The organism is Cellvibrio sp. BR, from assembly GCF_000263355.1.
Lineage (GTDB): Bacteria > Pseudomonadota > Gammaproteobacteria > Pseudomonadales > Cellvibrionaceae > Cellvibrio.
Window position 1 is genome coordinate 54382 of sequence record NZ_JH668205.1, and the last position, 26837, is coordinate 81218.

General features: G+C 50.6%; 19 protein-coding genes. 9 read left to right on the forward strand and 10 right to left on the reverse strand.

All coding sequences use genetic code 11. The annotated features are described in order from the left end of the window. Positions 1–145 precede the first annotated feature (145 nt). From O59_RS17375 to O59_RS17385, 3 genes are all read left to right on the forward strand, one after another. A complete protein-coding gene (locus O59_RS17375; RefSeq protein WP_007644984.1) occupies positions 146–931 on the forward strand; it encodes a DUF1080 domain-containing protein in 786 nt (261 codons plus the stop codon). A 115-nt stretch (positions 932–1046) separates the two neighbouring features. Continuing rightward, the gene (locus O59_RS17380) at positions 1047–4316 is read left to right on the forward strand and encodes a c-type cytochrome (protein ID WP_007644988.1); all 3270 of its coding nucleotides are present in this window, start codon (positions 1047–1049) and stop codon (positions 4314–4316) included. Positions 4317–4490: 174 nt separating this feature from the next. After that, positions 4491–6353 (forward strand): TonB-dependent siderophore receptor, encoded by a 1863-nt coding sequence (locus O59_RS17385; protein WP_007644990.1) that lies wholly within the window; start codon positions 4491–4493, stop codon positions 6351–6353. Positions 6354–6408: 55 nt separating this feature from the next. Here O59_RS17385 and tyrS read toward each other — a convergent pair whose 3' ends face one another. The 8 genes from tyrS to O59_RS17425 form a co-directional block, all read right to left on the reverse strand. Continuing rightward, positions 6409–7665: a tyrosine--tRNA ligase gene (gene tyrS, locus O59_RS17390; protein WP_007644998.1), complete on the reverse strand. Its 1257-nt coding sequence runs from the start codon at positions 7663–7665 to the stop codon at positions 6409–6411. A 98-nt stretch (positions 7666–7763) separates the two neighbouring features. Beyond that, positions 7764–8543 carry a response regulator transcription factor gene (locus O59_RS17395; protein WP_007645000.1) on the reverse strand — a complete coding sequence of 260 codons (780 nt, stop codon included), beginning with the start codon at positions 8541–8543 and terminating at the stop codon, positions 7764–7766. Continuing rightward, a complete protein-coding gene (locus tag O59_RS17400) occupies positions 8536–9315 on the reverse strand; it encodes a DUF1961 family protein (RefSeq protein ID WP_157152626.1) in 780 nt (259 codons plus the stop codon). The genes O59_RS17395 and O59_RS17400 overlap by 8 nt, the downstream gene beginning before the upstream one ends. A gap of 77 nt (positions 9316–9392) precedes the next feature. Then, on the reverse strand, positions 9393–9704 hold the full coding sequence (locus tag O59_RS17405) for a 4a-hydroxytetrahydrobiopterin dehydratase (RefSeq protein ID WP_040393363.1): 312 nt from the start codon (positions 9702–9704) through the stop codon (positions 9393–9395). A 5-nt stretch (positions 9705–9709) separates the two neighbouring features. Beyond that, on the reverse strand, positions 9710–10480 hold the full coding sequence (locus O59_RS17410) for an arylamine N-acetyltransferase (RefSeq protein ID WP_040393317.1): 771 nt from the start codon (positions 10478–10480) through the stop codon (positions 9710–9712). A gap of 75 nt (positions 10481–10555) precedes the next feature. Continuing rightward, positions 10556–12112 (reverse strand): S41 family peptidase, encoded by a 1557-nt coding sequence (locus O59_RS17415; protein WP_007645007.1) that lies wholly within the window; start codon positions 12110–12112, stop codon positions 10556–10558. A gap of 317 nt (positions 12113–12429) precedes the next feature. Then, on the reverse strand, positions 12430–13761 hold the full coding sequence (xylA, locus tag O59_RS17420; RefSeq protein WP_007645009.1) for a xylose isomerase: 1332 nt from the start codon (positions 13759–13761) through the stop codon (positions 12430–12432). 66 nt (positions 13762–13827) lie between these two features. Further along, the gene (locus O59_RS17425) at positions 13828–15312 is read right to left on the reverse strand and encodes a xylulokinase (protein ID WP_007645011.1); all 1485 of its coding nucleotides are present in this window, start codon (positions 15310–15312) and stop codon (positions 13828–13830) included. A 379-nt stretch (positions 15313–15691) separates the two neighbouring features. Between O59_RS17425 and O59_RS17430 the strand changes: the two genes are divergently transcribed. The 3 genes from O59_RS17430 (at position 15692) to O59_RS17440 (ending at position 20215) form a co-directional block, all read left to right on the forward strand. Next, a complete protein-coding gene (locus O59_RS17430) occupies positions 15692–16423 on the forward strand; it encodes an NUDIX domain-containing protein (RefSeq protein ID WP_007645013.1) in 732 nt (243 codons plus the stop codon). Positions 16424–16748: 325 nt separating this feature from the next. Beyond that, positions 16749–18161, forward strand: a complete 1413-nt coding sequence (locus O59_RS17435) for a sugar porter family MFS transporter (RefSeq protein WP_007645017.1) — start codon at positions 16749–16751, stop codon at positions 18159–18161. Positions 18162–18364: 203 nt separating this feature from the next. Further along, the gene (locus O59_RS17440; RefSeq protein WP_007645019.1) at positions 18365–20215 is read left to right on the forward strand and encodes an endo-1,4-beta-xylanase; all 1851 of its coding nucleotides are present in this window, start codon (positions 18365–18367) and stop codon (positions 20213–20215) included. 82 nt (positions 20216–20297) lie between these two features. Here the strand turns inward: O59_RS17440 and O59_RS17445 are convergent, their stop codons facing one another. Both O59_RS17445 and O59_RS17450 read right to left on the reverse strand, forming a co-directional pair. Then, positions 20298–20828 carry a cytochrome b/b6 domain-containing protein gene (locus O59_RS17445; protein WP_007645021.1) on the reverse strand — a complete coding sequence of 177 codons (531 nt, stop codon included), beginning with the start codon at positions 20826–20828 and terminating at the stop codon, positions 20298–20300. Next, positions 20828–21094 carry a PepSY domain-containing protein gene (locus O59_RS17450; RefSeq protein ID WP_007645023.1) on the reverse strand — a complete coding sequence of 89 codons (267 nt, stop codon included), beginning with the start codon at positions 21092–21094 and terminating at the stop codon, positions 20828–20830. Before O59_RS17450 ends, O59_RS17445 begins: the two co-directional genes overlap by 1 nt. A gap of 356 nt (positions 21095–21450) precedes the next feature. Between O59_RS17450 and O59_RS17455 the strand changes: the two genes are divergently transcribed. The 3 genes from O59_RS17455 to O59_RS17465 are packed head-to-tail and all read left to right on the forward strand — an operon-like array spanning position 21451 to position 26792. Continuing rightward, positions 21451–24354, forward strand: coding sequence for a glycosyl hydrolase 115 family protein (locus O59_RS17455; RefSeq protein WP_007645025.1), 2904 nt, complete (start codon positions 21451–21453; stop codon positions 24352–24354). Between the two features lie 56 nt (positions 24355–24410). Then, positions 24411–25619 (forward strand): D-mannonate dehydratase ManD, encoded by a 1209-nt coding sequence (manD, locus tag O59_RS17460; protein ID WP_007645027.1) that lies wholly within the window; start codon positions 24411–24413, stop codon positions 25617–25619. 54 nt (positions 25620–25673) lie between these two features. Beyond that, on the forward strand, positions 25674–26792 hold the full coding sequence (locus tag O59_RS17465) for a glycoside hydrolase family 43 protein (RefSeq protein ID WP_007645028.1): 1119 nt from the start codon (positions 25674–25676) through the stop codon (positions 26790–26792). Positions 26793–26837: the final 45 nt, after the last annotated feature.

Genomic DNA, 26837 nt, shown 5'->3' on the forward strand with positions numbered 1-26837 from the left:
TTAAGACATGTTAATCAAACCTTCATTAATCAGATTAATTTATCAAGCTGTGTAAAACCTGTCGCTGATCGGCGATGGAGCAGCTATATAGCCACTGTAATTACAAAACATAACAACGACCTGCAATCCCAAGGGAAAACACTTCATGAAAAACACACCACTAACACGCGCTATTGCACCTGTTTTATTCGCTTTTGCCGCCTGCTCTATCAGCACCCTGAGCACTGCTGCCGAAAGCAAAAAAGAGCCATGGCAGCTCGCTGAAGAAACCGAGGTCTGGGAGCCGGTACCACCGGTGGTATCCGCCCCAGCTAACGGTGTTCCCTCCGACGCCGTTGTATTGTTTGACGGCAAAGATTTAAGCAAATGGGAATCGGTTAATGGCGGCGCTGCTGCCTGGAATCTGGCCCAAGGCGCAGTAACCGTTGCAGCGGGCAAGGGCGATATTCGCACCAAAGAATCCTTCTGCGATGTGCAACTGCATATTGAGTGGAAAACCCCCACCGAAATCAAAGGTGCCGATGGCAAGTTGCTGGAAGGCCAAGGCCGCAGCAACAGCGGTGTGTTCTTCCAGGAACGCTACGAAATTCAGGTGTTGGATTCCTACAACAACAAAACCTACCCTAACGGTCAGGCGGCATCGGTTTACAAACAAACCATCCCCTTGGCTAACGCCACCCGTGCACCGGGCGAATGGCAGACTTATGACATTATCTTCACCTCGCCCAAGTTTGACGGCGACAAGCTCAGCAAACCCGGTTATGTGACCGTGCTGCACAACGGCGTATTGGTGCAGAACCACGTTGAAATCCAAGGTGCTACCGAGTGGATTGGCAAGCCGGTTTACAAAGCCCACGGCTGCGCCCCGATCCGCCTGCAAGATCACAGCAACCCGGTGAGCTTCCGCAATATTTGGCTGCGCAAACTCTAAGATTTGGCTGATTTTTTATCTGTCCGCTGACAGTTTTGTTTTGCCTGAACTGTCACTTCTTTGCGCCGCAGCTAACCCTGCGGCGCTTTTTTCATAATTGGTATCGGTATTGATCATGTCTCTACTCAAAAAAAGCACACTGCTGACACGCAGTACCCTGCTTGGCTCGCTGATTGCCTGCAGCCTGCCGCTCTATGCACAAAGCCCCGCCGATTTTTTCAAGGAAAACAAAGCGTGGGTCACCACCACCAAAGCCAGTGCTGTGGGCAACAAATTACAACTGGCACCCACCAGCAAAGATGGCACCATCCTCGCACTGAGCGCCAGTAACGGCGAACACTTGGTCGCCCACGAATGGCTGGGGGATTCCGTATTGGATATGGAGTTTTTGGTCACCGAAGGCAGCGACGCCAAACTGTTTATCCAAGGTCGCTACGCGGTAGATTTAAAAAACGTCACCAACGAATGGCAGCACCTGCGCGCCAAATTCCGCGCTCCGCGCTACAACGAAGCCAGCATCAAAACCGAACCCGCATTGATTCTGGAAGTTACGATTAACGGCGAGCCAGTGCTGACCAACGATATTCGCACCGGCCTGAGCGAAGGCTCCAGCATTCCGTGGGAAGGTACGGGCGGCCCCACCAGCTTGCTGGTCAAAAAAGGCCAAATGGCATTGCGCAATTTCACTCTAGCCGGCGCCGATTTCTCGCTAGTAACCCTGCCCAAAAACTCCGGTGAAGCTACCAACGAAAAAGAACTGGTGGATTTTGTGGCCTTGGGTAAAGAAACCTTTGGCGCTGTAGGCTGTAACGCCTGTCACTTGGTTTCCGCAGATGACAGCGGTGTCAGCACCGGACCTAACCTCTATGGCTTGTTTAAACGCGAGCCACGCAACCGCGAAGTGGTTGAGGGCGGCGAAGGTCATCGCTTTACGGTAAAAGCCGATCGCCAATACCTGCACCGCAGCCTGCGTGAACCCGAAGCCCAGTTAGCAATTGCCGAGAGCGGCGCCAAAAAAGGCGAAGCCTACTTACCAATCATGCCCGCGTTTTCGGCGCAGGTTTTAAGCGATGTACAAATCGATGCGATTGGCGATTACCTCGCCACGCTGAACATTCCAGCCGAACAAGGCCCGGCGATTAAATTGCTCGCACAAACCGGCGCGGAAGAATACGACCCGGTAACTGACCGGTTGCAATTTTTGGTGGGCGATGAAGTGCGCATCCAGCGCGGCCCGATGGTCCTCACCGACGGATTCGGCAGCTCTGGCCGTGCGATTCACGTAGGCACCCCTTGGGGCGTGAACTACACCTTTGATCCACGCCTGCTCGCTATCACCAAAATTTGGCAAGGCGGCTTCTTGGATATGAGTGGCGAGTTTTTGAATCGCGGCGGCAAGGGTTTAAAAATGGGCTTTGAAAGCCGCGAAATTAATCTCGGCAGCAAAACCTTTTTAATCGCACCACTCAATGCCAAAGGCGATGTAATTGATTTCTCTTTTAAAGAGGCCCAGTTTGGCGATGCAGCCACGGTGAAAGCTTCACTGGAAAGCAAAGAGGATCACCTGCCCCGCGTAGCGGCGATGGACGCCCAGTTTCTGGGTTACTTCCGCGACTCCAAACAAAAGCAACAACTGCCCAGCTTCAAGTATCGTGTAGGCAAAAACACGCTGGAGATCCAAACCAACATCGCTGCCGATGGCACAGTAACCGTTAATCTCACAGGTGAATTGGCCAGCCCACAAACCTTCGCACTGAATGGCGATGCGCTGCAAAACATCAGCAGCAAACAAGGGAAAATTGCCAACCAGCAATGGACCTTACCCGCCGGTAAAACCAAGGCCAGCCTGAGCGCCAAAATGACCCTGGCAAACAACCCCTGGCGCCCGGAAGTGGTGAAGTTTGATCACTATAAACAACCGGTAAAAATCACCGAATCCAAAGCCAATATGCCTGCCGGTTACAAAGTGGAAAGCTACTACCCACCGAAAGACAACTTCGGCCGCGAGCAATTGTTTGAAGCCCTGGGTTTAAGCCTGACCGAAGACGACACAGTAGTAATCGCCACCCGCACCGCCGGTATTTGGCGCATGGTGAAAGGCCAGTGGCAATTGTTTGCGGAAGGTACTTTTGACAGCCTGGGTGTTATCGCCGAGGACAAAAAAGGCCTGAGTGTAGTGGTTGGCCAAAAGGCCGAATTGACGCGCATCAGCGATACCAACGGCGACGGCGTGGCAGATAAATTTGAAACCCTCTTTGATGCCCACTCCTACCACGGCAACTATCACACCTATATGCACGGCCCGGCGCGCGGTAAAGACGGCGCTTACTACATCAGCCTCAACCTCGCCCACAACGAAGCTGGCTCCAGCTACAAGGCCGGCGGCCAATACATGGGCACCGAAGGCGGCTTGGGCGGCTGGAATATTCGTGTCGAACCCAACGGCAAATTCACGCCATGGGCTTACGGTTTGCGCAGCCCCGCTGGCTTGGGCACTTCACCGGATGGCCGCCTCTGGTATTCAGATAACCAGGGCGAATACATGAGTACCTCCAAGATCTTTGTGATCGAAAAAGATGCCTACTACGGCCACCCATCGGCCTTGGTTGACCTGCCCGGTGTAACACCTGAAATGGCGGAAAAAACCCGTGACAGCATGCTGGATAAACGCGCCGATGCGATTATTTTGTTGCCGCACAACCGCGTCGCCAACTCACCTGGCCACCCGGCGTGGGACACCACTAAAGGCAAATTCGGCCCTTACGCCGGACAGATGTTGATGGGCGATCAAACCCAATCCAATCTGCTGCGCATTGCGGTGCAAACCGTGGATGGCAAAGAGCAAGGCAGCGTGATGCCATTTATTGATGGTTTGGAATCCGGCGTAATGCGCCCACTGTTCCTGAAAGATGGCAGCCTGTTACTCGGCCAAACCGGTCGCGGCTGGCAGGCGAAAGGTGGTCATGTCGCAAGCCTCCAACGCATAGTGTGGGATGGCAAAACTGTCGCACCGGCGATTACTGAAATGCTGGCAACAGCGACCGGTTTTAGTTTGCAATTAACCCAACCACTGGCCGCGCAAATCACCGCAGAGCAGCTGCAATCGCTGCTGGCATTGGAGTCTTGGGTGTATCGCGATGCAGCGGATTACGGTTCGGATGAGCTGGGTATGCAAAAAGAAACCATCAAAGCCCTGCGCATCAGCGCCGACCGTAAAAGTATCGAGATTGATTTAGGTTCGCTCGTGCAAGCCAAGGTTCACCCACAGCAAACCGCGCGGGTGTATCATGCCAACCTCAACAGCAAAACACTGTTTGCGAAAGATGCACCGGAAAAAATGGAGGCTTATTACACACTCTATAAATTTCCCGCTGCGAAGCAATAGTTCTACGCTGTAACGTAGAAGCCGGATAGCGGCATTTACTCTGGGACACGCCGTAAACCCATCCATGGGGGCTCGTCGTCGACATCCTGTCTCCCACGGTCCCAGAGTAAACACCGCTATCCGGCTTTTTCACGTCTGATGGATCGGTATTTTTAATTTTATAAAAGGCTTTATATGAAACACTTCCGTTTGACGCCGCTAATTGCAGCACTAATTACCCTGCCCGCAGTATCCGCCACTGAAGAATTAATCATTACCGGCAGTTACAACCCGGTCACCAACGAACAACTTTCTTCGTCCGTCTCGGTGTTAAATCAAGAACAACTACTGCAACTAAGCAGTCACAGTTTGATTGATGCCCTGCGTCAAATCCCCAGCTTATGGGTGGAAGAACAAGGTGGCCCCGGCGGTGTTACTTCGATTAATTTGCGCGGCTCCGAAGCAAATCACACGCTAGTATTGCTCGACGGTGTGCAATTAAATGACCCCACCAATACCCGTGGCGGCGCCTTCGATTTGAAAGGCATTAACATCGAATCCATCGAGCGCATTGAAATTATTCGCGGTGCACAATCTGCCATTTACGGCTCCGATGCACTCGCTGGTGTTATTCATATCATCACCCAAACCCCGGGCAAAGAATCCACCACCCTCAATGCGAGTATCGGTGAAGACGATTACGCCAGTACCGGCGTTGCGGCAAGTGGCGCAATCGGCCAAGTGGGTTACGCATTTAATATTCAAACGACTGATGCCGGTGAACCGGTTGCCGGTAGCACCGCTAAAAATAAAGAATTTTCTGGCCGGTTAAATTGGCAGCAAGAAAATCACGCCCTGAATTTTAGTTATCGCTATTTTGATGGTGAACGCACCAGTTTCCCCGAACAAAGTGGCGGCCCGGAATACGCACAGCAACCCGATTTGGACAGCAGCGAATACACCGATAAAAGTGCAGCGCTCAGCTGGACTATGCAGGTCAATAATTTCTGGCAAAGTAAAACCACTGCAAGCTGGTATCAGCGCGATGAAAATCAAACAACACCCGGCATTTTGCCGTTTGATCCCATACCACCCAACGGCGCCGTTATCGATTTTGAACGCACCCAATTTAGCTGGATCAATACCCTCGGTGATCAACAAAAAATCTGGGCGAATATTGGCGTAGAAACCAAACGTGAAGACGGCATTAGCGAAGGTTATCTATTCGCGCCAGATGTATTTCCCTTAAATTTTGCATTGGATCGCGAAATCAATAGCGCGTTTATTAATGTGAATGCTTACGCAACGGATGACTGGTTAGTACAAGCCAGTGTGCGCCGCGACGATGCGGATAACACCGCTGCCAACGACTCAGGCCACATAGGTACCCGCTATAAAATAAATGACAACATTTCCTGGTTTGCCAATTGGGGGCAGGGCTTCAAATTGCCCAGCTTTTTTGCACTCGGCCACCCGTTTGTCGGCAATGCGAATTTAGTGGAAGAAACCGTCACCACTAGCGATACCGGTTTTGAATACACTCGCGATTTAATCAGTGCGCGTTTGAGTGTGTTTCACCACAAATACAAAAACCTGATCGACTACGACGGTGAAAACAACACCAACGTCAATCGTCCACCGGTAAAAACCCAAGGCGTGGAAGCGGAACTTAATTGGCAATTGCTGCAAAACCTGCACTGGCGCGTTCACGGCAGCTACGCCGACATCGACATGCCCAGCTCGGAAACTCACCTCTTGGGCCGCCCACAATCCACCTACGGCAGCGCGTTTTACTACACACTGAATAATGCTTGGTCATTTAACGTAAATTATTTACGCGTAGACGAACGCTTCGCGGTAAGCCGTTACACTGGAACCGGCGTAGAAGAAATTCTGGATGCCTACAATCGCATCGACGCGAATATCCGCTGGAACATCAATGCTAACACCCAACTGGGTTTAACCTTGGAAAACCTCGCCGACGAAACCTACTACACCGACATAGGCTTCCCCGCCGCAGGCCGCTTGACGAAATTGAATTTACGGTTGAGTTTTTAAGATTTAACTGCAGAAACAAAAACGCCCAAGCAATTTTTTACTTGGGCGTTTTTATTTAGGCTCTAAGCAAACAAAAATGTTTGTTGCCGCGCTGCAGAATCCAATAGCGATCAAACAGGGCGAAGTGTTCTGTTAAATTTTCGGCCAGTGTTAGTTCGCCATTAATGCGTATGGCGTTGGCTTGTAGCAATTCCCGCGCCTTGCTTTTGGATGGTGCGAGTTGTGCAGCAATCAGTGCATCCACTATTGGCATTTCTTTTTTTACTGCCACGCTGGGCAGGCCGTCCAATTCCAATTGTTGTAATTCGGGCAGGGTTAATTTATCCATACGCCCGGAAAATAACGCGTCGGTAATACGCTGCGCCGATGCCAGACCTTCGCTGCCATGCACAAAACGCGTGACCTGCTCGGCCAATATTCGCTGTGCCGCAGGCTTGCCGGTTGCGGTACGATCCTGCGTGGTGATTGCAGTTATTTCCGTGCAGGAAAGAAAGGTGTAGCAGGCCAGCAGGTGGTATACATCTTTGTCGTCGGCGTTTAGCCAAAACTGATAGAAGCTGTAGGGTGAGGTTTTCGTGGCGTCCAACCAAATAGTGCCACTTTCGGTTTTGCCAAACTTGGTGCCGTCAGCTTTGGTGATAAGCGGCAAGGTGAGGCCATCCACTCTTGCGCCGTTTAGCCGCCGGGTTAAATCGATACCGCTGACAATATTGCCCCATTGATCGTTGCCGCCAATTTGCAAGGTGCAACCATGGGTTTTGTTGAGCATGGCAAAGTCGTAAGCCTGCAGCAGCGAGTAGCTAAATTCAGTGAAGGAAATTCCCTGGTCAGGGCGCTCCAACCGCTGCCGCACGGATTCTTTGCGAATCATATTGTTGATGGAAAAATGTTTGCCCACATCGCGCAGAAACTCCAGCACATTTACAGATGCCAACCATCTACCGTTATTCACCAGTGTTAGCGGCTGTGGCAAGTGGGGCGACATTATACGCGCGATTTGTTCACTGAGTTGATCGCTCCACTGCGCAACTTGCGCAGTGGTATTTAAACTGCGCTCGGCCGTTTTAAAACTGGGGTCGCCAATCATGCCGGTCGCGCCGCCGATTAATGCGATTGCATTGTGGCCTGCATCGCTAAAGCGTTTCAGCATTAACAAGGGAACTAAATGGCCTATATGCAAGCTGCCAGCGGTAGGGTCAAAGCCACAGTAAACGGTTTGCGGTGTGCGCAGAAATTCCCGCAGTTGTGTTGGGTTTGACGTTTGTGCAACTAAACCGCGCTCATGCAGTTCATCAAAAAATGTATCGGTCATGTTCCAGCTCCACCAGTAAATGTTCGCCTAGCCTAATAGGCAGAGCGGGCGGAGTGGATATCCCTATAGGGATAGCGCAGACAAAATGGAGGAACGTATTAACTGGATAACAGATGGGTCAAAAACACTTGAAACAATTCGCTGAGCGAGGTCACATGCAATTTGGCGTAGATTTTTTTGCGATGATTTTTCACTGTGCCGACAGAGATAGCCGACAGCTCGGCAATGTCCTGCGAATCAAAACCTTGTATTAATAGCAGGGTTATTTCCTGCTCGCGCTTACTCAGTACCTCGGCACCAAATGAGCTGAGCGCGGCAGCTAAAAATTGTTGCAAGCCGGTTTTATGGAGCGCGCCCACCGACATAGCAAAACTTTGTTCACCCCACTGCTGATTGAGCAGCGCATGAAGCAGCGGCAACAAGCGAACCAGTTCGACATAAACCTCTTGGTAGCGTGCCGGGTTATTATCGTTGTAACCCATAAATAGCAACAGCCAACGGTTTTTATCCAAAGGACTACAAATGCACAGCTCATCTTGCAGGCCAGTATTGCGAATAAAATTATGCTCATACTCACGCCGCTCGCGAACATCGATCACCACATCTTGCAAACGCAACACTGCCGCTTGCGTTTGTTGTTGCGCTGCGCGATAAAAGGGATCATCTAAATAGGAGCCAGTTAAATAGCGCTGAAATAAAAAGTCACGCTGGGTGGTAATAGAATCATAAAGATAAATCGGGTGTTTATCCGCGCGGCAGCCCAATATCAGCAGATGATCAAACTGCACCTGTTGTTTCAGGTAGGCGGCCAACTGCGCGCTAAAACCCGGCAATTTCAGGCTGGCCACCACGCGGCTCAGCAGCTCAATATCATTCATCACCGACGTTTAATCCCCACACCTGAAAATTGCGATAGCGAAAGTGGCTCCACTGCATTTGACGGAAACCAATTTTCCCATCGGCCAGTGGGCCGCCGGTATCGACACCCTTAATGAGCGGTTGGTTATCGATGTAATCAATCACGCTGCGCCCATCAATTAACAAGCGAATATGCGCGCCCTGTTTTATCAAGGTGATTTTATGGATGGCGGCGGATTGGGTAGGAATGCCCTCGCTGCCGGACTGCAGCAAACTGAACGTATTATTTTTGCGCAGGTTAGCGTGAACTCGCCCCGGTTCATGGGCGACATTGGCGTAATAGGAGATGTGATAACTTTTTATGTTGCCGTTGGTATATTGCGTAAAAGTGCCATCGCGCTCTGGCAAACTGGGCGCAAAAATATCTTCGCCGTTTTCACCGATTGCGGCGAAAAATACAATTAATAATCCGGCATCAGTAGCGAGATTTTGCACCTCCCAGGTAGCAATAAAACTGTCGGGAAAATCCTGCGGACACCAAAATACATGGTGTGCCGATTTATCCGGCGACCACATTTCCATCCAGCCATCGTGGAATTTTACCTGTGCATTACCTTCCATGATCCAATTGGCAACCGTGCCCTTCTCACTCATGGTTGATTGGTAAAGCAATTCACCTTTGGCGGGCAAGGCGTGAGGTACTGGCGGCGCACTAGCTTCGGCAGCATACATATGCGATGAAAAAAACAAAGTGGCGACCAAGATAAATACGCGTGCAATTGACTGTGTCATGGTGACTCCCGAAATACTGTTTACCGCAGTATTCCAAATAATCACGCGTGATTCATCTCTATTTTTAACGCCAGCGATTAATGCGCTAGCATCGTAAATATATCGTCCATCTGCTGCGCCAGTGCAACATCCTTGTCGCTAATACCTGCTGCGTCATGGGTGGTCAGCTGTACATTGACTCGATTGTAAACATTACTCCACTCCGGGTGATGATTCACTTTTTCACAATAGAGTGCACAGATTGTCATAAACCCAAAAGCATGTTGAAAATCAGAGAATTTGTATTGCTTACTTAACTTGTCGTCCTGCAGTGACCAGCCACCCTTAGTTTTATTCAACGTATCCAATGCTTGGGCAAGCTGTTCAGCTGTTAATTGTAATGTTGGCATATTCATCACCCTTCGCGCGTCAGATTAAATTCCCGCAACAGTACATCATCCAACTGCTCCGGCAAGACATTAACAATCACATCGTTTGCTCCCTGCATTTTTTTTAATTGATCCCCCGAAAGCAAGGTTCGCCCCTGCGGGTGCTGTTGCATTACTAAATATTGTTTTACAAATACAGCGTCAGGGTGAGTAGAGTTGTAATAATTAGGAAGTGAGAAATCCACCCACTCCATGGGGTAGAGATCAAAACAAAATTGGTTCGCCCACTCGCCTTTTACCAAGGCTTTTAAAACATATTCGCCCTGCTGATTTTGTACCAACATAAAGGTTTCATCGTCCTGCACCAGGGTTTCGCCAAGCTGATGTAAACCAATCGGTGCGCGTAAACCAAAACTGCCAAACCCGGTATCACATAACCAATGCTGCTCACCGAGTGAAACCAACAACACCATATGGCTCTTAGGGCGACGGTAGGGATAAAACATAGGGCGCGCACCAATAAGCCGATATTCAAACCCGAGCGCAGCCAATGCCATTGCAAACACACCATTCACTTCATAACAGTAACCACCGCGCTGGCGATAAACTATTTTTTCTACTATATCTTCTGGTACCAATGAGACAATCTTGCCCGCTTGCACATCCAGGTTCTCAAAAGGCACAGTGTGCAATTGCGCGCGCATTAACTGACGCAATCCCTCTGCATCGCATGCTGGCATAGTTTCAAGGTTAATTCGCTGAAGGTAATCAGCCAGGGAGAAATTATTCGCGTTCATTTCAATCACTATCCATAAAAATATACATCATCGAGACAAACAAAAAGGCTTCCACAGTGGGAAGCCTTTTTGTTTTTACCTATCCAACACCATAATTTTTCGGGTGTCCGGTAAAATTAATTCACCGTTATTAAATTCAGCCTGTGTTTTTTGCTGGCTGCGAGTAACTGCTGAGGCGCAATTACCGGTGGCTCTGAACCTGAGCGCGGTGGCGAGCATGGCTTCACTGCTGTCGCCGAGCTGATGATTCAGGTCGTCCTCTACACTGCAACCTTTTACGCGCGTGGTGCCGTTATCGCTGTTGGAGGGAATAAAACCATCGCTGTATTCACCAAAACCTTTGGCGTTAGCGCCTTTAAGCTGGATGGTGTAGTAGGTGGTGCCGCAATTATCTTCCGGATAAAAACCATAGGGTTTGCCACAGGTGGTCGCGCCGATTAAAAACACTTCCACATTGGCGCCGCGCAGGCCGTTGATAATCGCCTCACTCGCGGAGCAGGTGGATTCACTGGAAAGAATAAATACGCGATTTAAGTGGAGCGAGGGCAAGGCAACATTTTTATTTAACCCGTACAAGCCCTCATCCAGAAATGGGAAAGGCTCCAGACGCGGCTGTTTGGAATTTTGGATTTGTTCGTAAAACACCTTGTCCTGTACATTGGTGCCCGCAATCATGAAAGATGCGAGACTGGCAATGGATAACAAACCGCCGCCGTTGTAACGCAAATCCACAATTAAATCGCTGACCTCGGCAAACTTGAATTGACTGATCACCGTAACCCATTCGTCTTGCGATTTTTCCACGTGGGAATTAAATACCAAATACCCCACCTTGCCGCTGTCGGTATCGATCACCGAGCTGTGCAATACGGTTTTGCTTTCAATTTGGCCGGCCTGTAGCGATACCATTTTGCTGCTGCCATCCACTGCCTGCAATTCAAAATTGTGCGCTGCACCCAACTCACTGGGAAACAGCCCTTCGTTGAGCGCCATTAATCCTGCATTGCTTTCTTCTGTTACTAAATCATAAGAATCGATTTTCATAATGCGATCACCGCGCTGTACGCCGGCAGTAGCTGCCGGTGAACCCGGTTCGACATAGGCGATGAAATAACGGCGCGGTGGTGTACTGGAATAGACTTTCAAGCGAAAGCCGTAGTCGTAACTGATACCCGCTTCCCAGGCTTCCGCGTCCTCAGTGGGCTCGTAGAAATGGAAATTATCTTTGGGCGCACCGGAGCTGGTAGTGCGATTGGTTTTTAGCAGCAGAAAATAATCCTGCGGAGTTTGACTATCGATAGTGGGCGAGCGGTCGGTAACTTCGTCAAACCATAAATAGGTTTCGTTAGTCCAGGCACGCAAAAAGTTTTTCTCGTCAGTGCGAGTGCCCCTTTTATCGGGAAAGGTCAGGTTGGTGAATTGACTACGACCCGAGCGCGGTGCTTCGCAGAGGTTTTTAAAGGTGTCCGCATCGCGGTAAACACCGGCCACCCAGCCATTGTTATCGCCATTACCGCCAGTGTCTGCCGGCTTGGGGCCTAATACCTGGCTATTGCCACCGCCACAGGCGCTCAATACCAATGCCAGGGCACTCAGAGCCATGCCGTTTATCGCGTACTGAAATTTTTTCATCAAGACTGCGCCTCTGTGCCGACGTTGTAGATTATCCATTTGCGTTTCCTTTTAGAGCAAAGTAAGTCCAATTCATGTCAAACCGATCACACTGAACCCATTATTGTTAAAACTATTTTCGCGGGGCAGCCCAACCCGGATCAGCGCGGGCAACCAGCATAAAAGAGCGGCCAACAAGACACCAGCCCTGCCGCCATAGGATGAGAAATGAAGGGCAAAAAAAACCGCTAGCAACACCGGCAAAAATGCAAGTGTTGTAGCGGCAGAGGCTTTGCGAGGTATTTAAGTGCGAGCAAGGCCCGCACTAAAAAAATAGCTTAACGAATGTAGCGGTTGATAATGTTTTCGTAGAGTTCCTGACGGCCACTTTGCAGGGTGATTTCACCACCTTTGTTGCCCAGGTCTGCCAGTTGTTGCAGAGTCAGTTTGCCCTGCTCATAAGCAGCGCCGTTACCCGCATCAAATGATGAGTAACGCTCTTTGCGCAAACCTTCCAGCGGAGACTGCTGAATCAAACTGTCAGCGATAATCAATGCGCGAGCAAAGGTGTCCATGCCGCCGATGTGGCCGTAGAACATATCGACCGGATCAGGTGAGTTACGACGCACTTTTGCATCAAAGTTCACACCGCCACCTTGCAGGCCGCCAGCGCGCAGGAATACCAACATCATCTCAACCGTTTCGTTGATGTTGTAAGGGAACTGGTCGGTATCCCACGCATTTTGGTAATCGCCACGGTTGGCATCCAATGAACCCAACATGCCCGCGTTAGCAGCGGCTTGCATGTCGTGACACATGGTGTGGCCAGCGAGAGTCGCGTGGTTAGTTTCTAAATTGAGTTTGAAGTCTTTATCCAGACCGTGATGACGCAAGAAGCCGATAACGGTTTCTGCATCAAAATCGTATTGGTGCTTGGATGGCTCCATCGGCTTTGGCTCGATGAAGAAGTAACCTTTAAAGCCCTGCGCGCGCGCATAATCGCGAGCCATGGTCAGGAAACGCGCCAGATGCTCTTGTTCGCGTTTCATGTCGGTATTGAGCAAGCTCATGTAACCTTCACGACCGCCCCAGAACACATAGTTTTCACCGCCAAGAGCGATGGTTGCGTCCAACGCATCTTTCAATTGCGCACCGGCGTAAGCCACTACGTTGAAATCCGGGTTGGTAGACGCGCCGTTCATGTAGCGTGGGTTGGAGAACAGGTTGGCGGTACCCCACAACAATTTCACGCCAGAAGCGGCTTGTTTTTGTTTGGCGTATTCAACGATGGTTTGCAAACGCTGTGAAGTTTCTGCGCGGCTGCTGCCTTCATCAACCAGATCGATGTCGTGGAAGCAGTAGTAAGGTGTGCCCAGTTTGGTGATAAATTCAAACGCCGCATCCATTTTTTCGTGAGCGCGGGCGATTGGATCTTGCGTTGCCATCCACGGGAAAATTTTGGTGCCTGGACCAAAAGGATCGTGACCAGCGCCGCAGAAGCTGTGCCAGTAGCAAGTAGCAAATCTGAAATGCTCTTTCAGGGTTTTGCCAGCAACTACACGATTCTCGTCGTAGTATTTAAATGCGAGTGGATTATCGGAGTCAGGGCCTTCAAAGCCGATCTTACCGATACCGGGGAAGTATTCTTTACTACCGAGAACAATACTCATGTTTATCACCTTATGGGGTTTTGCTGTAAAAAGTTTATCGCTTACTGCACTGCATACTTGTACCGATTAACGCGGCAAAAGTTCACACCAGTGTTGGTAGGCATCCTGATATTGCGCAAACAATTGCGCTTCCGGTTCGATCACATTTAAACGGGTCAAACCGGTAAAAGCTTCACTCGCCGAGGCGTAATAACCACTGCCCAATGCCGCCGCGCGGGCAGCACCTTCGGCGCCGTCGGTTTCAAACATTTCCACGGCGGCTTGCGTAGTATTGGCAAAAGTTTGCGCAAACACTGCGCTTAAAAACATATTGCCTTTGCCTGCACGCACCACGTCACAACTGCCGCCCAGGGATTTCAATACATCGAAGCCCTGATTGAGCGAGAACACAATGCCCTCTTGCGCCGCGCGCACCATGTGACCCAAACCATGGCGGTTGAAATCCAGATTGCGCAGCTGTGCACCCAAATTTTTATTTTGAAAAATTCGCTCGGCGCCGTTGCCAAAAGGATGAAACAACAATCCTTCGCTACCCACGGGCACCGCTTGCGCCAATGCATTTAATTGTGGGTAGGATGGCGTTGCACCCGCTTCACCGAGTGTTTGGCGCAGCCAGGAATACAAACGACCGCAGCCATTCACACACACCAGCACACCGTTGCGTTTTTGCGCGTCGGTATTGGTCACGTGCAAGAAGGTATTCACCCGGGATTCCACATCCGCCGCGGACTGATCGGTCACACCGTAAATCACCCCCGAGGTGCCGGCAGTCGCCGCTACTTCACCCGGTTCCAATACATTCAAACTAAACGCGTTGTTGGGCTGATCGCCCGCGCGATAACAAATTTTCACGCCTTTGCGCAGGCCTAATTCAGCGGCAACGGCATCACTCACGATGGATTGCACACCAAAACTCGGCACCACATCGGGAATTAAATCCGCCGAAATGCCCCAGTGATTTAACAATTCCGTCGCGATGCGATTTTCTTTGAAATCCCACAGCGTGCCTTCGGACAAACCTGACGCGGTGGTGTTAATCACACCGGATAATTTCATCGCAATAAAATCGCCGGGCAGCATCATTTTATGAATTCGCGCAAACAGCTCCGGCTGGTTTTCCTGCACCCAACGCAACTTGGCGGCGGTGAAGTTGCCGGGGGAATTCAATAGATGGTCAAAACAATAATCGCGCCCCAAATCGGCGAGCGCTTTTTCGCCCAAGGGCACAGCGCGGCTATCGCACCAAATAATGGATGGACGCAGCACTTGTTGATTGCTATCGACAACTACCAAGCCGTGCATTTGGTAAGAGATACCTATGGCATCAATCTGGTCGAGTTTGATCTGGTCACGCGCCGCCAAGCGCACTAAACCCTGACGCACACAATCCCACCAGGTGTCGGGGTTTTGTTCGGCAAAGCCAACCGCGGGGCTATCAATAGCCAGTTCAGATTCAGGGTGAGACAGCGCGCCCAAGCTCTTGCCGGTTACGCCATCCAGCACCGACAACTTCACTGAGGAACTGCCAACATCAATACCAAGAAACAGCATAGGGACTCGTTTTCTTTTATAGGTTTAGGAAACTTTCGTTTAACAATTTTTTGCAGGCAAAAACCTGTGCGAATGCGGGTATCGGGTGCAGACCAAATACCAGCGCTTCAACTTATATGACCAGAATATCTTATTGTCTAACTGACAACAAGAGGCCGCACGTTAATTTTTATAAAGCCGGCCTCTGTCACTGGCGCAAATGGCGCGCAATCACCTATACCTGAATAGCACCTCCACGCCAGTAGCGGGAATGAGGCGCCATGTATCTAAGGCTCGACCATTGCGAACATGGCTTATACAATGCCCGCAACCTGAGCTGATCGGTTGTGCTCACACCAAACCTTATCCATAAAATGCAAAGCCCTTGAGGACATTGCTCGTGCCCAATAACCATATTCCCGGCAGTCTCAATACCCAAAGCTCCCCGCACCTTGATGACAACATCATCAAGGCGCTCTCCATCGATAACCTGATTTTTGGCCTGGATGACGATGAGCTGAAAATCCTGCTGGTTAAACAGACCGACCCGCTGCACCAAGGCAAATGGGCACTGCCCGGCGGCTGGATTCGCTACGACGAAAATCTGCGCGATGCCGCTTATCGCCTGCTGGAAGAACTGACCGGGGTGCGCGATTTGTTTTTGGAGCAGCTGAAAACGTTTGGTCGCGTTGACCGCTTCCCCAACGAGCGGGTAGTTACCATTGCTTATTACGCCTTGGTGAGCGCCGACAAGTTTTCACTGGTGGCTGGTCAAAGCGCGGCCGATGTGAGCTGGCAGAGCGTGAATAACTTGCCTGAGTTGGTATACGACCACGCGGAGATAGTGGCTCACGGCTTGAAGGTGCTGCGCCATCAGGTGTGCCACCAACCCATTGGCTTTAACCTCTTGCCGGAAAAATTTACGCTGTTACAGCTGCAGGCACTTTACGAGGCAATCCTCAATACCAAGTTGGATAAACCCAACTTCCGCCGCAAGATCATGAAAATGAACCTGCTCAGTCCCTGCAACGAAAAACAACAGGGTGTTCCCCACCGCGCCGCTAGCCTCTACCGGTTCGATTCCGAGGCTTACAAGCATTTGAGCGAGTCGGGTTTTGCGTTTGAGATCTAATCCATCGCGTTTTTTGCACTCACCCAAGATCGCCATATAGTCAATAAAACCATAATGCATTAGTATTCATGCCACCCAAGGCGCCGGTTCGCAAGACCGGCGCCTTTTTGCAAGACCCGCAAGCGATAGCAAAACCCGCACGCCATGGATAGCGCAGGGAAATAATCATTACGGAGACAATCGCTTGACTCGTTAAAGCCGTACCCCGGTATCAACCTGCCCGCCACTGGGCAACTGTGGTAAGGTCGCGCCGTCGAACCAGCGGCATACACAACGACAGGCAGCCCACGCCTGCAACACTATAATTTTTATAACAGGTATCACCATGAACGAGACCAGTACCAACAATCAGGCGAATACGCCGTTTATTATTTTGATCAGTGTCATCGCCACTATCGGCGGCTTTCTTTTTGGCTTTGATAGCGGCGTTATTAACGGCACGGTAGATGGCTTGCGCTCGGCATTCAACATCAATACCGCCGGTTTTGAAGTGTCCTCCATGTTGCTTGGCTGTGCGGTCGGTGCGTTTTTTGCCGGTACTCTGGCCGATAAATATGGCCGCAAGGCGATTTTGATTGTCGCGGCGGTATTTTTTATCGTGTCGGCGTGGGGCTCAGGCATTGCCACCGGGTCGATTGAATTTGTTATTTACCGCGTGCTTGGTGGTTTGGCGGTAGGTGCAGCCTCGGTCATGTGCCCGGCGTATATCAGTGAAGTAGCGCTGGCCCGCTATCGCGGCAAACTCAGTTCCGTGCAACAGGTCGCCATCATCACCGGCTTAACCGCCGCATTTGTCAGCAACTACTTCCTCGCTAAATTTGCCGGTTCATCGCTGGCGGTATTCTGGCTGGGTTACGAAACCTGGCGCTGGATGTTCTGGATGGAACTGATCCCTGCGGTAATCTTTTTTGTGGCGTTGTTATTTATCCCCGAAAGCCCGCGCTTTTTGATGGCTTCCGGTCAGGTCGATAAAGCCAAAGCTGTCCTGGTGAAACTCTATGGCACCGCTGAAGGTACTGCCAAGGTCAGCGAGATTGAAGCCTCACTCGCCGCTGACCATCACAAACCGCGCCTTGCGGATTTGATCGACAAAACGACCAACCGTGTGCGCTCCATTGTGTGGGTTGGTATTGGCCTTGCGGTACTGCAGCAATTTGTGGGCATTAACGTGGTGTTCTACTACGGCTCAGTGCTGTGGCAAGCAGCGGGTTTCTCTGAATCCGACTCACTGTTAATCAACGTGGTATCTGGTGTGGTGAGTATTGGTGCCTGCTTTATCACCTTTTTGGTGGTGGACAAAATCGGTCGCAAACCGCTGCTGTGGATTGGCTCGTTGGGCATGACCGTGACCCTGAGCTTGGTGGCTATCGCCTTTTATGGCGCACCGCTGGATGAGCAAGGCAAGTTGATGCTATCAACCGAAATGGGCACCTTGGCATTGGTTGCCGCCAACCTCTACGTGATTTTCTTCAACGTATCCTGGGGCCCGGTGATGTGGATTATGTTGGGCGAAATGTTCCCCAACCAGATTCGCGGTTCATCGCTGGCGGTGGCTGGTTTGGCACAATGGGGCGCCAACTTCCTCATCACCTTCACCTTCCCCTACCTGCTGGCCTCATCACTCGGCTTGCCGGGTGCTTACGGTATTTACGCGTTCTTCTCGGCCTTCTCGATCTTCTTTGTCCTCAAGCTGGTCAAAGAAACCAAAGGCAAAGAACTGGAGCAAATGGAGGGCTAAGCACTCGCCAACCCAAAGTTTCCACTGCAAAAAAAACCACCTTCGGGTGGTTTTTTTATGCATGAAATTAGTTTCCTTATAAAACTAAAATAAACACAAGGAAAGCTGCGCCATGGGCGGCTCACTGGTATACAACTCAAATTTTCTTATGGTTTAATTGACTAGAACAATACCAATAACTAGCAATACACAGGAAAAAAACCATGCAGCAAGTACATCAACTCTTATCAATCGGTCTATTTACGCTTTTGCTCAGCGCCTGCGGCGGCTCGGGTGGTGGCGATAACAATAATTCTAGCGCCAACAACTCAAGTGCCAATACCAGTGCAACTAGCAGCTCCAGTACCCCCGCGAGCTCGGTCGAGCCCAGCTCAACCCCGGCAAGTAGTATCGCCTCGGAAGCAGCCAGCTCTATCGCCCCCAGCTCAGTAGCAGCGAGCAGCGAGCCCGCTAGCAGCTCGGCTCCGGCCAGCTCCAGCAGCGCGGCCAGTGCAACAGTGTTAACCCTGGATATGACCAGCGGTTGGCGCGGCAATGGCACTGGCAATAGCGGCGTAACTCTCAATAGCGATGGGGTCAGCTTTACCGCCAGCGGCGATAACATAGGCGCCGTGACTGATATGCTCAAACCCATTCAGCTGGAAGATGCCATCATTACTATGGTGGTTAATGTCAGCAGCGAATTCAAAACCAGCGGAGCAAGCTTGCAACCATTCGCGCAAATCAAAGGCGGCAGCTATCCGGGTGAATGGGGCTGCTGGGCGGGCAACGAGCTATTCACGGCCGGGGAAGATGCAACCATCTCTTGCCCCGTTACTGAAAGCGACAAAAAGTTCAATCAGACAGAGTTTGACGTGCAAGTCGGCGTGCAAGCCAAGGGAACCCCAACCGGCGTCGTAACCATCAAAAGCGTCACCGTTACCCTTGCACAAGCAGCAAGTAGCTCATCGGCACAAAGCTCCAGCACCGGTAGCGTTTACTCTGCCAATGTGACCCGACTGCAAGCCTTGGCCGCCTTCCCAATTGGAGCGGCAGTCACCAACAACGACGGCCCCAGCTTTAACATCGTGACCAATACCTCGGAACAAGCCGTGGTGGAAAAGCATTTTGGCGAGATGACGGCAGGCAACATCATGAAAATGAGCTACCTGCAGCCGAGCAATGGCAACTTCACCTTCACCAATGCGGACACCTTTGTGGATTACGCCAAAGACAACAACATCAACGTACACGGTCACGCGCTGGTTTGGCATTCAGACTACCAAGTGCCTAACTTCATGAAAAACTGGAGCGGTTCAGCAGCAGACTTTATCGCTGAAGTTGAAGACCATGTGACGCAGGTGGTTACCCACTTCAAAGCCAAGGGTAATGTGGTGAGCTGGGATGTTGTGAATGAGGCCATCAACGACGGCTCTCCGGTGGCTAACTTCCGCACCACCGATTCCACCTTTTATGTAAAAAGTGGCAATAGCTCGATTTACATCGAAAAGGCTTTCCAGGCGGCACGTGCTGCTGATCCCAGTGCGATTCTCTACTACAACGATTACAACATTGACCAAAACAACGCCAAAACCACCAAGATGATTGAAATGCTGACCGACTTCCAAACACGCAGCATTCCCATTGATGGTGTGGGTTTCCAGATGCATGTGTTTATGGATTACCCGAGCATCGCCAGCATCAGTGCCGCGATGAAAAAAGTGGTGGATAAGGGCCTGAAAGTAAAAATCACCGAATTGGATGTAGCGGTAAACAACCCCTACAGCGGCGGCTGGCCGGGCAACAAAATTACCAGCTTCACCAACACTGTCGCTTTGGCACAAAAGAAACGCTACTGCGAAATCGTGAAAGCTTATATGGACACAGTGCCTGCAGCACAGCGCGGCGGTATTAGCGTGTGGGGCACCACCGATGCCAACACCTGGCTAACAACCGCCACGGCCGCCTATAACGGTGAAGCAATTGCCTGGCCATTATTATTCGACAACAACTACAACGATAAACCCGCACTGCGCGGATTTGCCGATGGTTTGGAAGGCACAGCGTGTAATTAAAACGCCAAGTCAGCGTATAACAAAAAGGCCAACCGCATCCGGTTGGCCTTTTTGTTGTTAGCAGAGAAAAGTAATTACATGATTAATCCAAAGGACGACGCTTCCCCGTTACCATCGACAGGGGCAGATTCTCCTTGAGGCGATAACTCTCCAGTAGCGCCGCACTCACATGCACGACAACCAATGCCATCACCGCATTAGCGATCCACTCATGCAAGTCTTCTACCCACTGCACGCCCCAGAAATAATCGATCTCTTCCAACATATAACCCGTGATGCCCAGCATTAAGATTCCGGTCATCATTAATATCATCACCAGCGCCCCCACAGGGGAATGCCCCATACGGTGATACGCTTGCCCGGTGCGCAATGCGTTGACATGAGCCGAGAGCCGCGCCGGCGTTGGGAAGAAATCTGCCCAGCGCGCTGCACCTTTCCCAACAAAGCCCCATACAAAGCGCACCAGCAACCAGCCCACTGCCACATAACCAAGCCATTGGTGCCAATCGTCGCCCGCTTCATTAAAAAAATAATTGGCGATAAAAATCAGCGCAATCGACCAATGAAACAAACGGACTAATGGATCCCAAAGTGGTACCAGTTGCGCACGCATTAATCTTCAATTTCCTCTTTCACAATTTTACCGCTGACCGGATCAAAATAAATTTCTACCTTTTGTTTGTCCTTATTCCAGCCATAAATTTCATAGCAGTTGCCATCAGTCACTTTAAAAACCTTGATCTCGTAACCCTGCTCTTTGAGTTGCTCCTGAAACTTGGTTTGATCCAGCCACTCAGATTTATCTGCTTGGGTACATTCCGGGCCAGCAAATGCCGTTGCACTCAACATTGCCAAGCTTGCAAATACTAATTTACGCATAACGATTCTCCTTAAGAGGACAAAATTGAAAGTAAAAAAACGAACTACAGGCCACTAATAAAACATTGCCACCCAACATTGGGTTAAGAACCGTAAGGAAAGGTTATATAACCAACCAGACCACAGATTCTGCGCAGGCATGACACCAAACACCCACAAGGTAGCCGACACTAACCAAGCCAGCAGCCCGCGTCAACCGAGGCGGATTTTAACGGGCAAAGCTTAAGTAATCCTTAATCACCGCTGCCAACCGCGTTAACCCTTTGGGCATACCAGGCTTAACTAGTATACAAGTACACATCATCTATGCTGTAATTTCACCCACGCTTATTCCCCCCTATCCCGAGGAACGTTTCATGGCGCACTCACTCCGCCTCACGCCGGTTTTGCGCTGGCTCACCACACCCCGCTTAATTACCCCCTTGCGGTATTTACTGCTGCTATTGGCGATAGTCAGCCCCACCAGCTGGGCGCTGGGAGAGGAGCCTTGGCTGGCAACCAGTGCACGCGGCAATCTGGTGCTGGTGGATAAACAGCAAGCTCTGGATATTGTTATCGACAGCAGCGAATTACCCGGCGTAGTGCGTGCGGCAAAAAATTTGCAAAGCGATATTGAACAAGTGACCGGCAAACAACCGGTGTTAAAAAATACTCTCGCCGGGCAAAAGCAATTGGTGTTGGTGGGAACACTGGGCAGCAGCCAACTTATCGCGCAATTAATTGCCAATAAAAAATTGGATGTCAGCAAAATCCAGAATCAATGGGATGCCTTTCAAGTCGTGGTAGTTGATAAACCTTTTGCCGATGTAGAGCGCGCGCTCGTGATTGTCGGTGCCAATAAACGCGGCACGATGTATGGCATTTACAGCCTGAGCGAGCAGATTGGGGTATCGCCCTGGTATTGGTGGGCGGATGTGCCCGTTAAACAAAAAGCGACTATTTTTATCGACAAAAAAATAAATGTTGTTGAAATTCCAAAAGTGAAATACCGCGGTATTTTTTTAAACGATGAAGCACCCGCCCTCACCAACTGGGTCACTGAAAAATATGGCAACTACAACGCAGAATTTTATGAAAAGGTGTTCGAGTTATTGCTGCGCTTAAAAGCCAATTTTTTATGGCCAGCGATGTGGAATAACGCATTTGCCGATGATGACCCACAAAATATGATCCTCGCCGATGAATACGGCATAGTCATGAGCACCTCGCACCACGAACCCATGATGCGCGCTGACAAAGAGTGGAACCGCTACGGCAAAGGCCCCTGGGAATATTCCAAAAATCCGAAAAATTTATATAAGTTTTGGGTTGATGGTGCAACGCGCAACAAACCCTACGAAAGCATTTACACCCTGGGCATGCGTGGCCAACAAGACGAGCCGATGAGTGAAGGTGAAAACATCGGATTGTTGGAAAAAATCGTCAGCGACCAGCGCAACATCATTAGCGATGTGTTTGGCAAAGATCAGCTCACAAAAGTGCCACAAGTCTGGGCGCTGTACAAAGAAGTGCAGGGTTTTTACGAGCGTGGCATGCGTGTGCCGGACGATGTAATCCTGCTCTGGTGCGATGACAACTGGGGCAATATTCGCAGGTTACCCACACCCGATGAACGCAAACGCAGTGGCGGTGCCGGCGTTTATTATCATTTTGATTATGTTGGCGGCCCGCGCTCCTATCGCTGGATTAACACCATTTCCATCGCCAAAATTTGGGAGCAAATGCACCTCGCCTACACCTTTGATGCCAACCAAATCTGGATCGTCAATGTAGGCGATTTAAAACCCATGGAGTACCCGATTGAATTTTTCCTGAACATGGCATGGAACCCGGAGGCCTGGCCCAAAGAGCGCATACCAGAATTCGCCCGCCTGTGGGCCGAACGTGAATTTGGTGCGCAACACGCCCAAGAAATTGCAGCGATTATGACCGGCTACACGCGCCACAATTTGCGTCGCAAACCGGAACTGCAAGACGCCACAACTTATAGCCAACTGCATTATCGCGAAGCAGAACGCGTTACCGCCGAGATGAATGATTACGTTGCACGGGCTGAAAAAATTTACGCACAGTTGCCCGCTGCACAGCGCGCGGCGTTTTATCAATTGGTGTTATTCCCCACCACCGCCAGCGCCAACATTACCGCACTGTATAACGCGCAAGCCAAAAATCATTTGTATGCCACACAGGCCCGCGCCACCACCAATGATTACGCCGATAAAGTGCGCGAATTATTTGCCAAAGATGCCGCGCTGGAACAGGAATACCACCAACTCAACGGCGGCAAGTGGAACCATATGATGTCGCAATCGCACATTGGTTACAGCCACTGGAATCACCCGCCGGAAGATACGCTACCCGTCACCCATCATTATGAGCCACATAATTCAGCGGAAATGGGCATAGCGATTGAAGGCGTCGCCTCCGCCTGGCCCAAGCCCGGCAATTATCTACTGCCGCGTTTTGATCGTTTGGGAACACAGTCGCGCGTGATTGAAATTTTTAATAAAGGTAAAGAATCCTTCCTCGCCACTGCCAAAACCACTACGCCCTGGATTATACTGAGCAAGACTAGTATACAAGTTGACAAGGGCGCGCAGCTGGATGTGAGCATCGACTGGAGCAAAGCGCCCATAGGTCGTGCCACCGGTCGCATTGACATTAGCGGCACCGGTTGGGGCAGTGCGAGCATCGGCGTGGAAATCGTAAATAACCCGATCAACAAAAAAGCATTGCGCGGTTTTGCCGAAGCCGATGGCTACATCGCTATCGAGGCGGAAGATTTTAGTCGCCAGGGCGCGAGTGGTCATTTACGCTGGGAAAAAATCCCCGAGCACGGCCGTACTATATCGTCCATGTCGGTGTACCCGATTGGCGATTGGCAATTTAACGATGCCACCAACGCGCCCTACCTTGAATACGATATTTACACCCACAGCAGTGGTGAATTTACCTTACAGGGATTTTTTGCCCCGAGCTGGCCGTTTATGCCCGAACGCGGTTTGCGCTACGCGGTGGCGATTGATGATGAGCCAGCACAAATTGTGAATTTGGTGGCCGACATGAGCGATGCCACTTGGGCGGAAACCGTGCGCAGCGATGTGCGACTTGGCATTACCAAACACAAGGTTGCACGAGCAGGCGCGCACAAACTGCGCATTTATAGCCTGGACCCGGCAGTCACGCTGCAAAAACTGGTGCTGGATACCGGCGGTTTACAACCCAGCTATCTGGGACCGCCACCCAGCAAGCGCTATTAATTGTTATTCATTTTTTAAACAAAAATCTTACAGACACTTTTTTGAGACGCCATTGAATGAAAATTGTTGATGCTAAAGTCATTGTGACCTGCCCCGGCAGAAATTTTGTCACACTAAAAATTACGACCGACCAAGGTGTGTATGGGATTGGCGATGCAACACTCAATGGCCGCGAAAAAGCGGTGGTGTCCTATTTGGAGGATTATTTAGTCCCGGCATTAATTGGTCGCGACCCACAACAAATTGAAGACATCTGGCAATTTTTTTATCGCGGCGCTTATTGGCGTCGCGGGCCAGTAGGTATGACTGCACTGGCGGCAATTGATGTGGCGCTGTGGGACATTAAAGCCAAACTCGCCAACATGCCGCTCTATCAATTGCTCGGAGGAAAAAGTCGCGAGCGCATCCTCACCTACACACATGCCAATGGCAAAGACCTGGACTCCACCCTGGACGCCGTGCGTAAAGCGCGCGAAAAGGGTTACGATGCAATTCGTATTCAATGCGGCATCCCTGGCATTGAAAAGACCTACGGCGTTGCCAAAGGCGATAAAAGTTACGAACCGGCAGATGCCGATTTGCCCTCTACCGAAATTTGGTCCACCGAAAAATATTTGAATTTTATTCCCGAAGTATTTGCGCAGGTACGCAAAGAATTCGGCAATAACATTCATTTATTGCATGACGTACATCATCGCTTGACACCAATCGAAGCGGCGCGCTTGGGCAAAGATTTGGAACCCTATCGTTTATTCTGGATGGAAGATGCGGTGCCTGCGGAAAACCAGGAATCATTTAAATTAATTCGCCAGCACACCACCACACCATTGGCGGTAGGCGAAGTATTTAATTCCATTCACGATTGCCGCGAGCTTATCCAGAATCAGCTCATTGATTACATTCGCTCGACCATTGTGCACGCTGGCGGCATCACCCACGTGCGTCGCATTGCCGATTTTGCCAGCCTGTTTAACGTGCGCACCGGTTTTCACGGCGCGACGGATTTATCGCCGGTATGTATGGGCGCAGCCCTGCATTTTGATTATTGGGTGCCTAATTTCGGCATTCAGGAGCATATGGCCCACAGCGCGCAAATGGACGAAGTATTTCCACATGCGTATGAATTCAATCGCGGTTACTTCACCCCCGGCGAAACGCCCGGCCACGGTGTGGACATCGACGAAAAACTGGCAGCTAAATACCCCTATAAACGCGCGTGTTTGCCTGTGAACCGCTTGGAAGATGGTACTCTCTGGCACTGGTAACATGGTTGGTGTTACCACACCATAATCCATTAAAAATAATGACCGGAGCAGCGAATGAATTTTTCTAAAAGCTTACTAACCCTGGCGCTAGGCGCCGCACTTTTGAGCAGTGGCTGCGGCGATAAAAACGCCCAGCGAGGCACCGCTACAACCATCAGCAGCGCCGCCAGCAGCGAAAGCGCACCGGCAATCGACACCACAAAATTTATCGGCCAACCGCTGGTGAGTCATATTTACACTGCCGATCCATCGGCCCACGTGTTCAATGGCCGCATTTATATTTACCCGTCACACGACATCGACAGCGGTATCACCAGTGACGGTGAAGGCGACAAATTTGATATGAAGGATTATCACGTATTGTCTATGGAAAAAATCGGCGGTGAAGTTACCGACCATGGCGTCGCATTAACATTGGAAGATATTCCATGGGCCAGTCGCCAGCTGTGGGCACCGGATGCCGCAGAAAAAGAGGGAAAATTCTTTTTATATTTCCCCGCAAAAGATAAAGACGGCATTTTCCGCATCGGTGTCGCTACCAGCGATTCTCCAAGCGGCCCCTTTGCAGCAGAGCCCAATCCCATTGAAGGTAGTTTCAGTATCGACCCCAGCGTTTTTAAAGACGACGATGGCAGTCACTACTTATATTTCGGCGGCATTTGGGGCGGGCAATTACAACGCTGGGTAAGCGGCAGTTATGTGGAGGAAGACAAATATCCCGCGAGCAATGAACCTGCACTCAGCCCGAAAGTAGCGCGCCTGAACGACAACATGCTGCAGCTCGCAGAAGCCCCGCGCGACATTCAAATTCTAGACAACGCCGGCAAACCCTTACTGGGCAGCGACACTAATCGCCGCTTTTTTGAAGGTGCCTGGTTGCACAAATTTAACGGCAAATATTATTTTTCCTATTCCACCGGCGACACCCATTACATTGCTTACGCCACTGGTGATAGCCCCTACGGCCCCTTTACTCATCAAGGTATCGTGCTCATGCCAGTGCTCGGCTGGACCAATCACCACTCCATTGTGGAAGTAGACGGCAAATGGTTTTTGTTTTACCACGACAGCCAACTCTCCGGCGGCAAAACCTATTTGCGCAACGTAAAAGTCACCGAATTAATTCACAACGACGACGGCACTATTCGTACAGTGGATGCTTATTTGGATTAACCTTGCTGTAACAAAAAATCCCGATCAACTGCTGATCGGGATTTT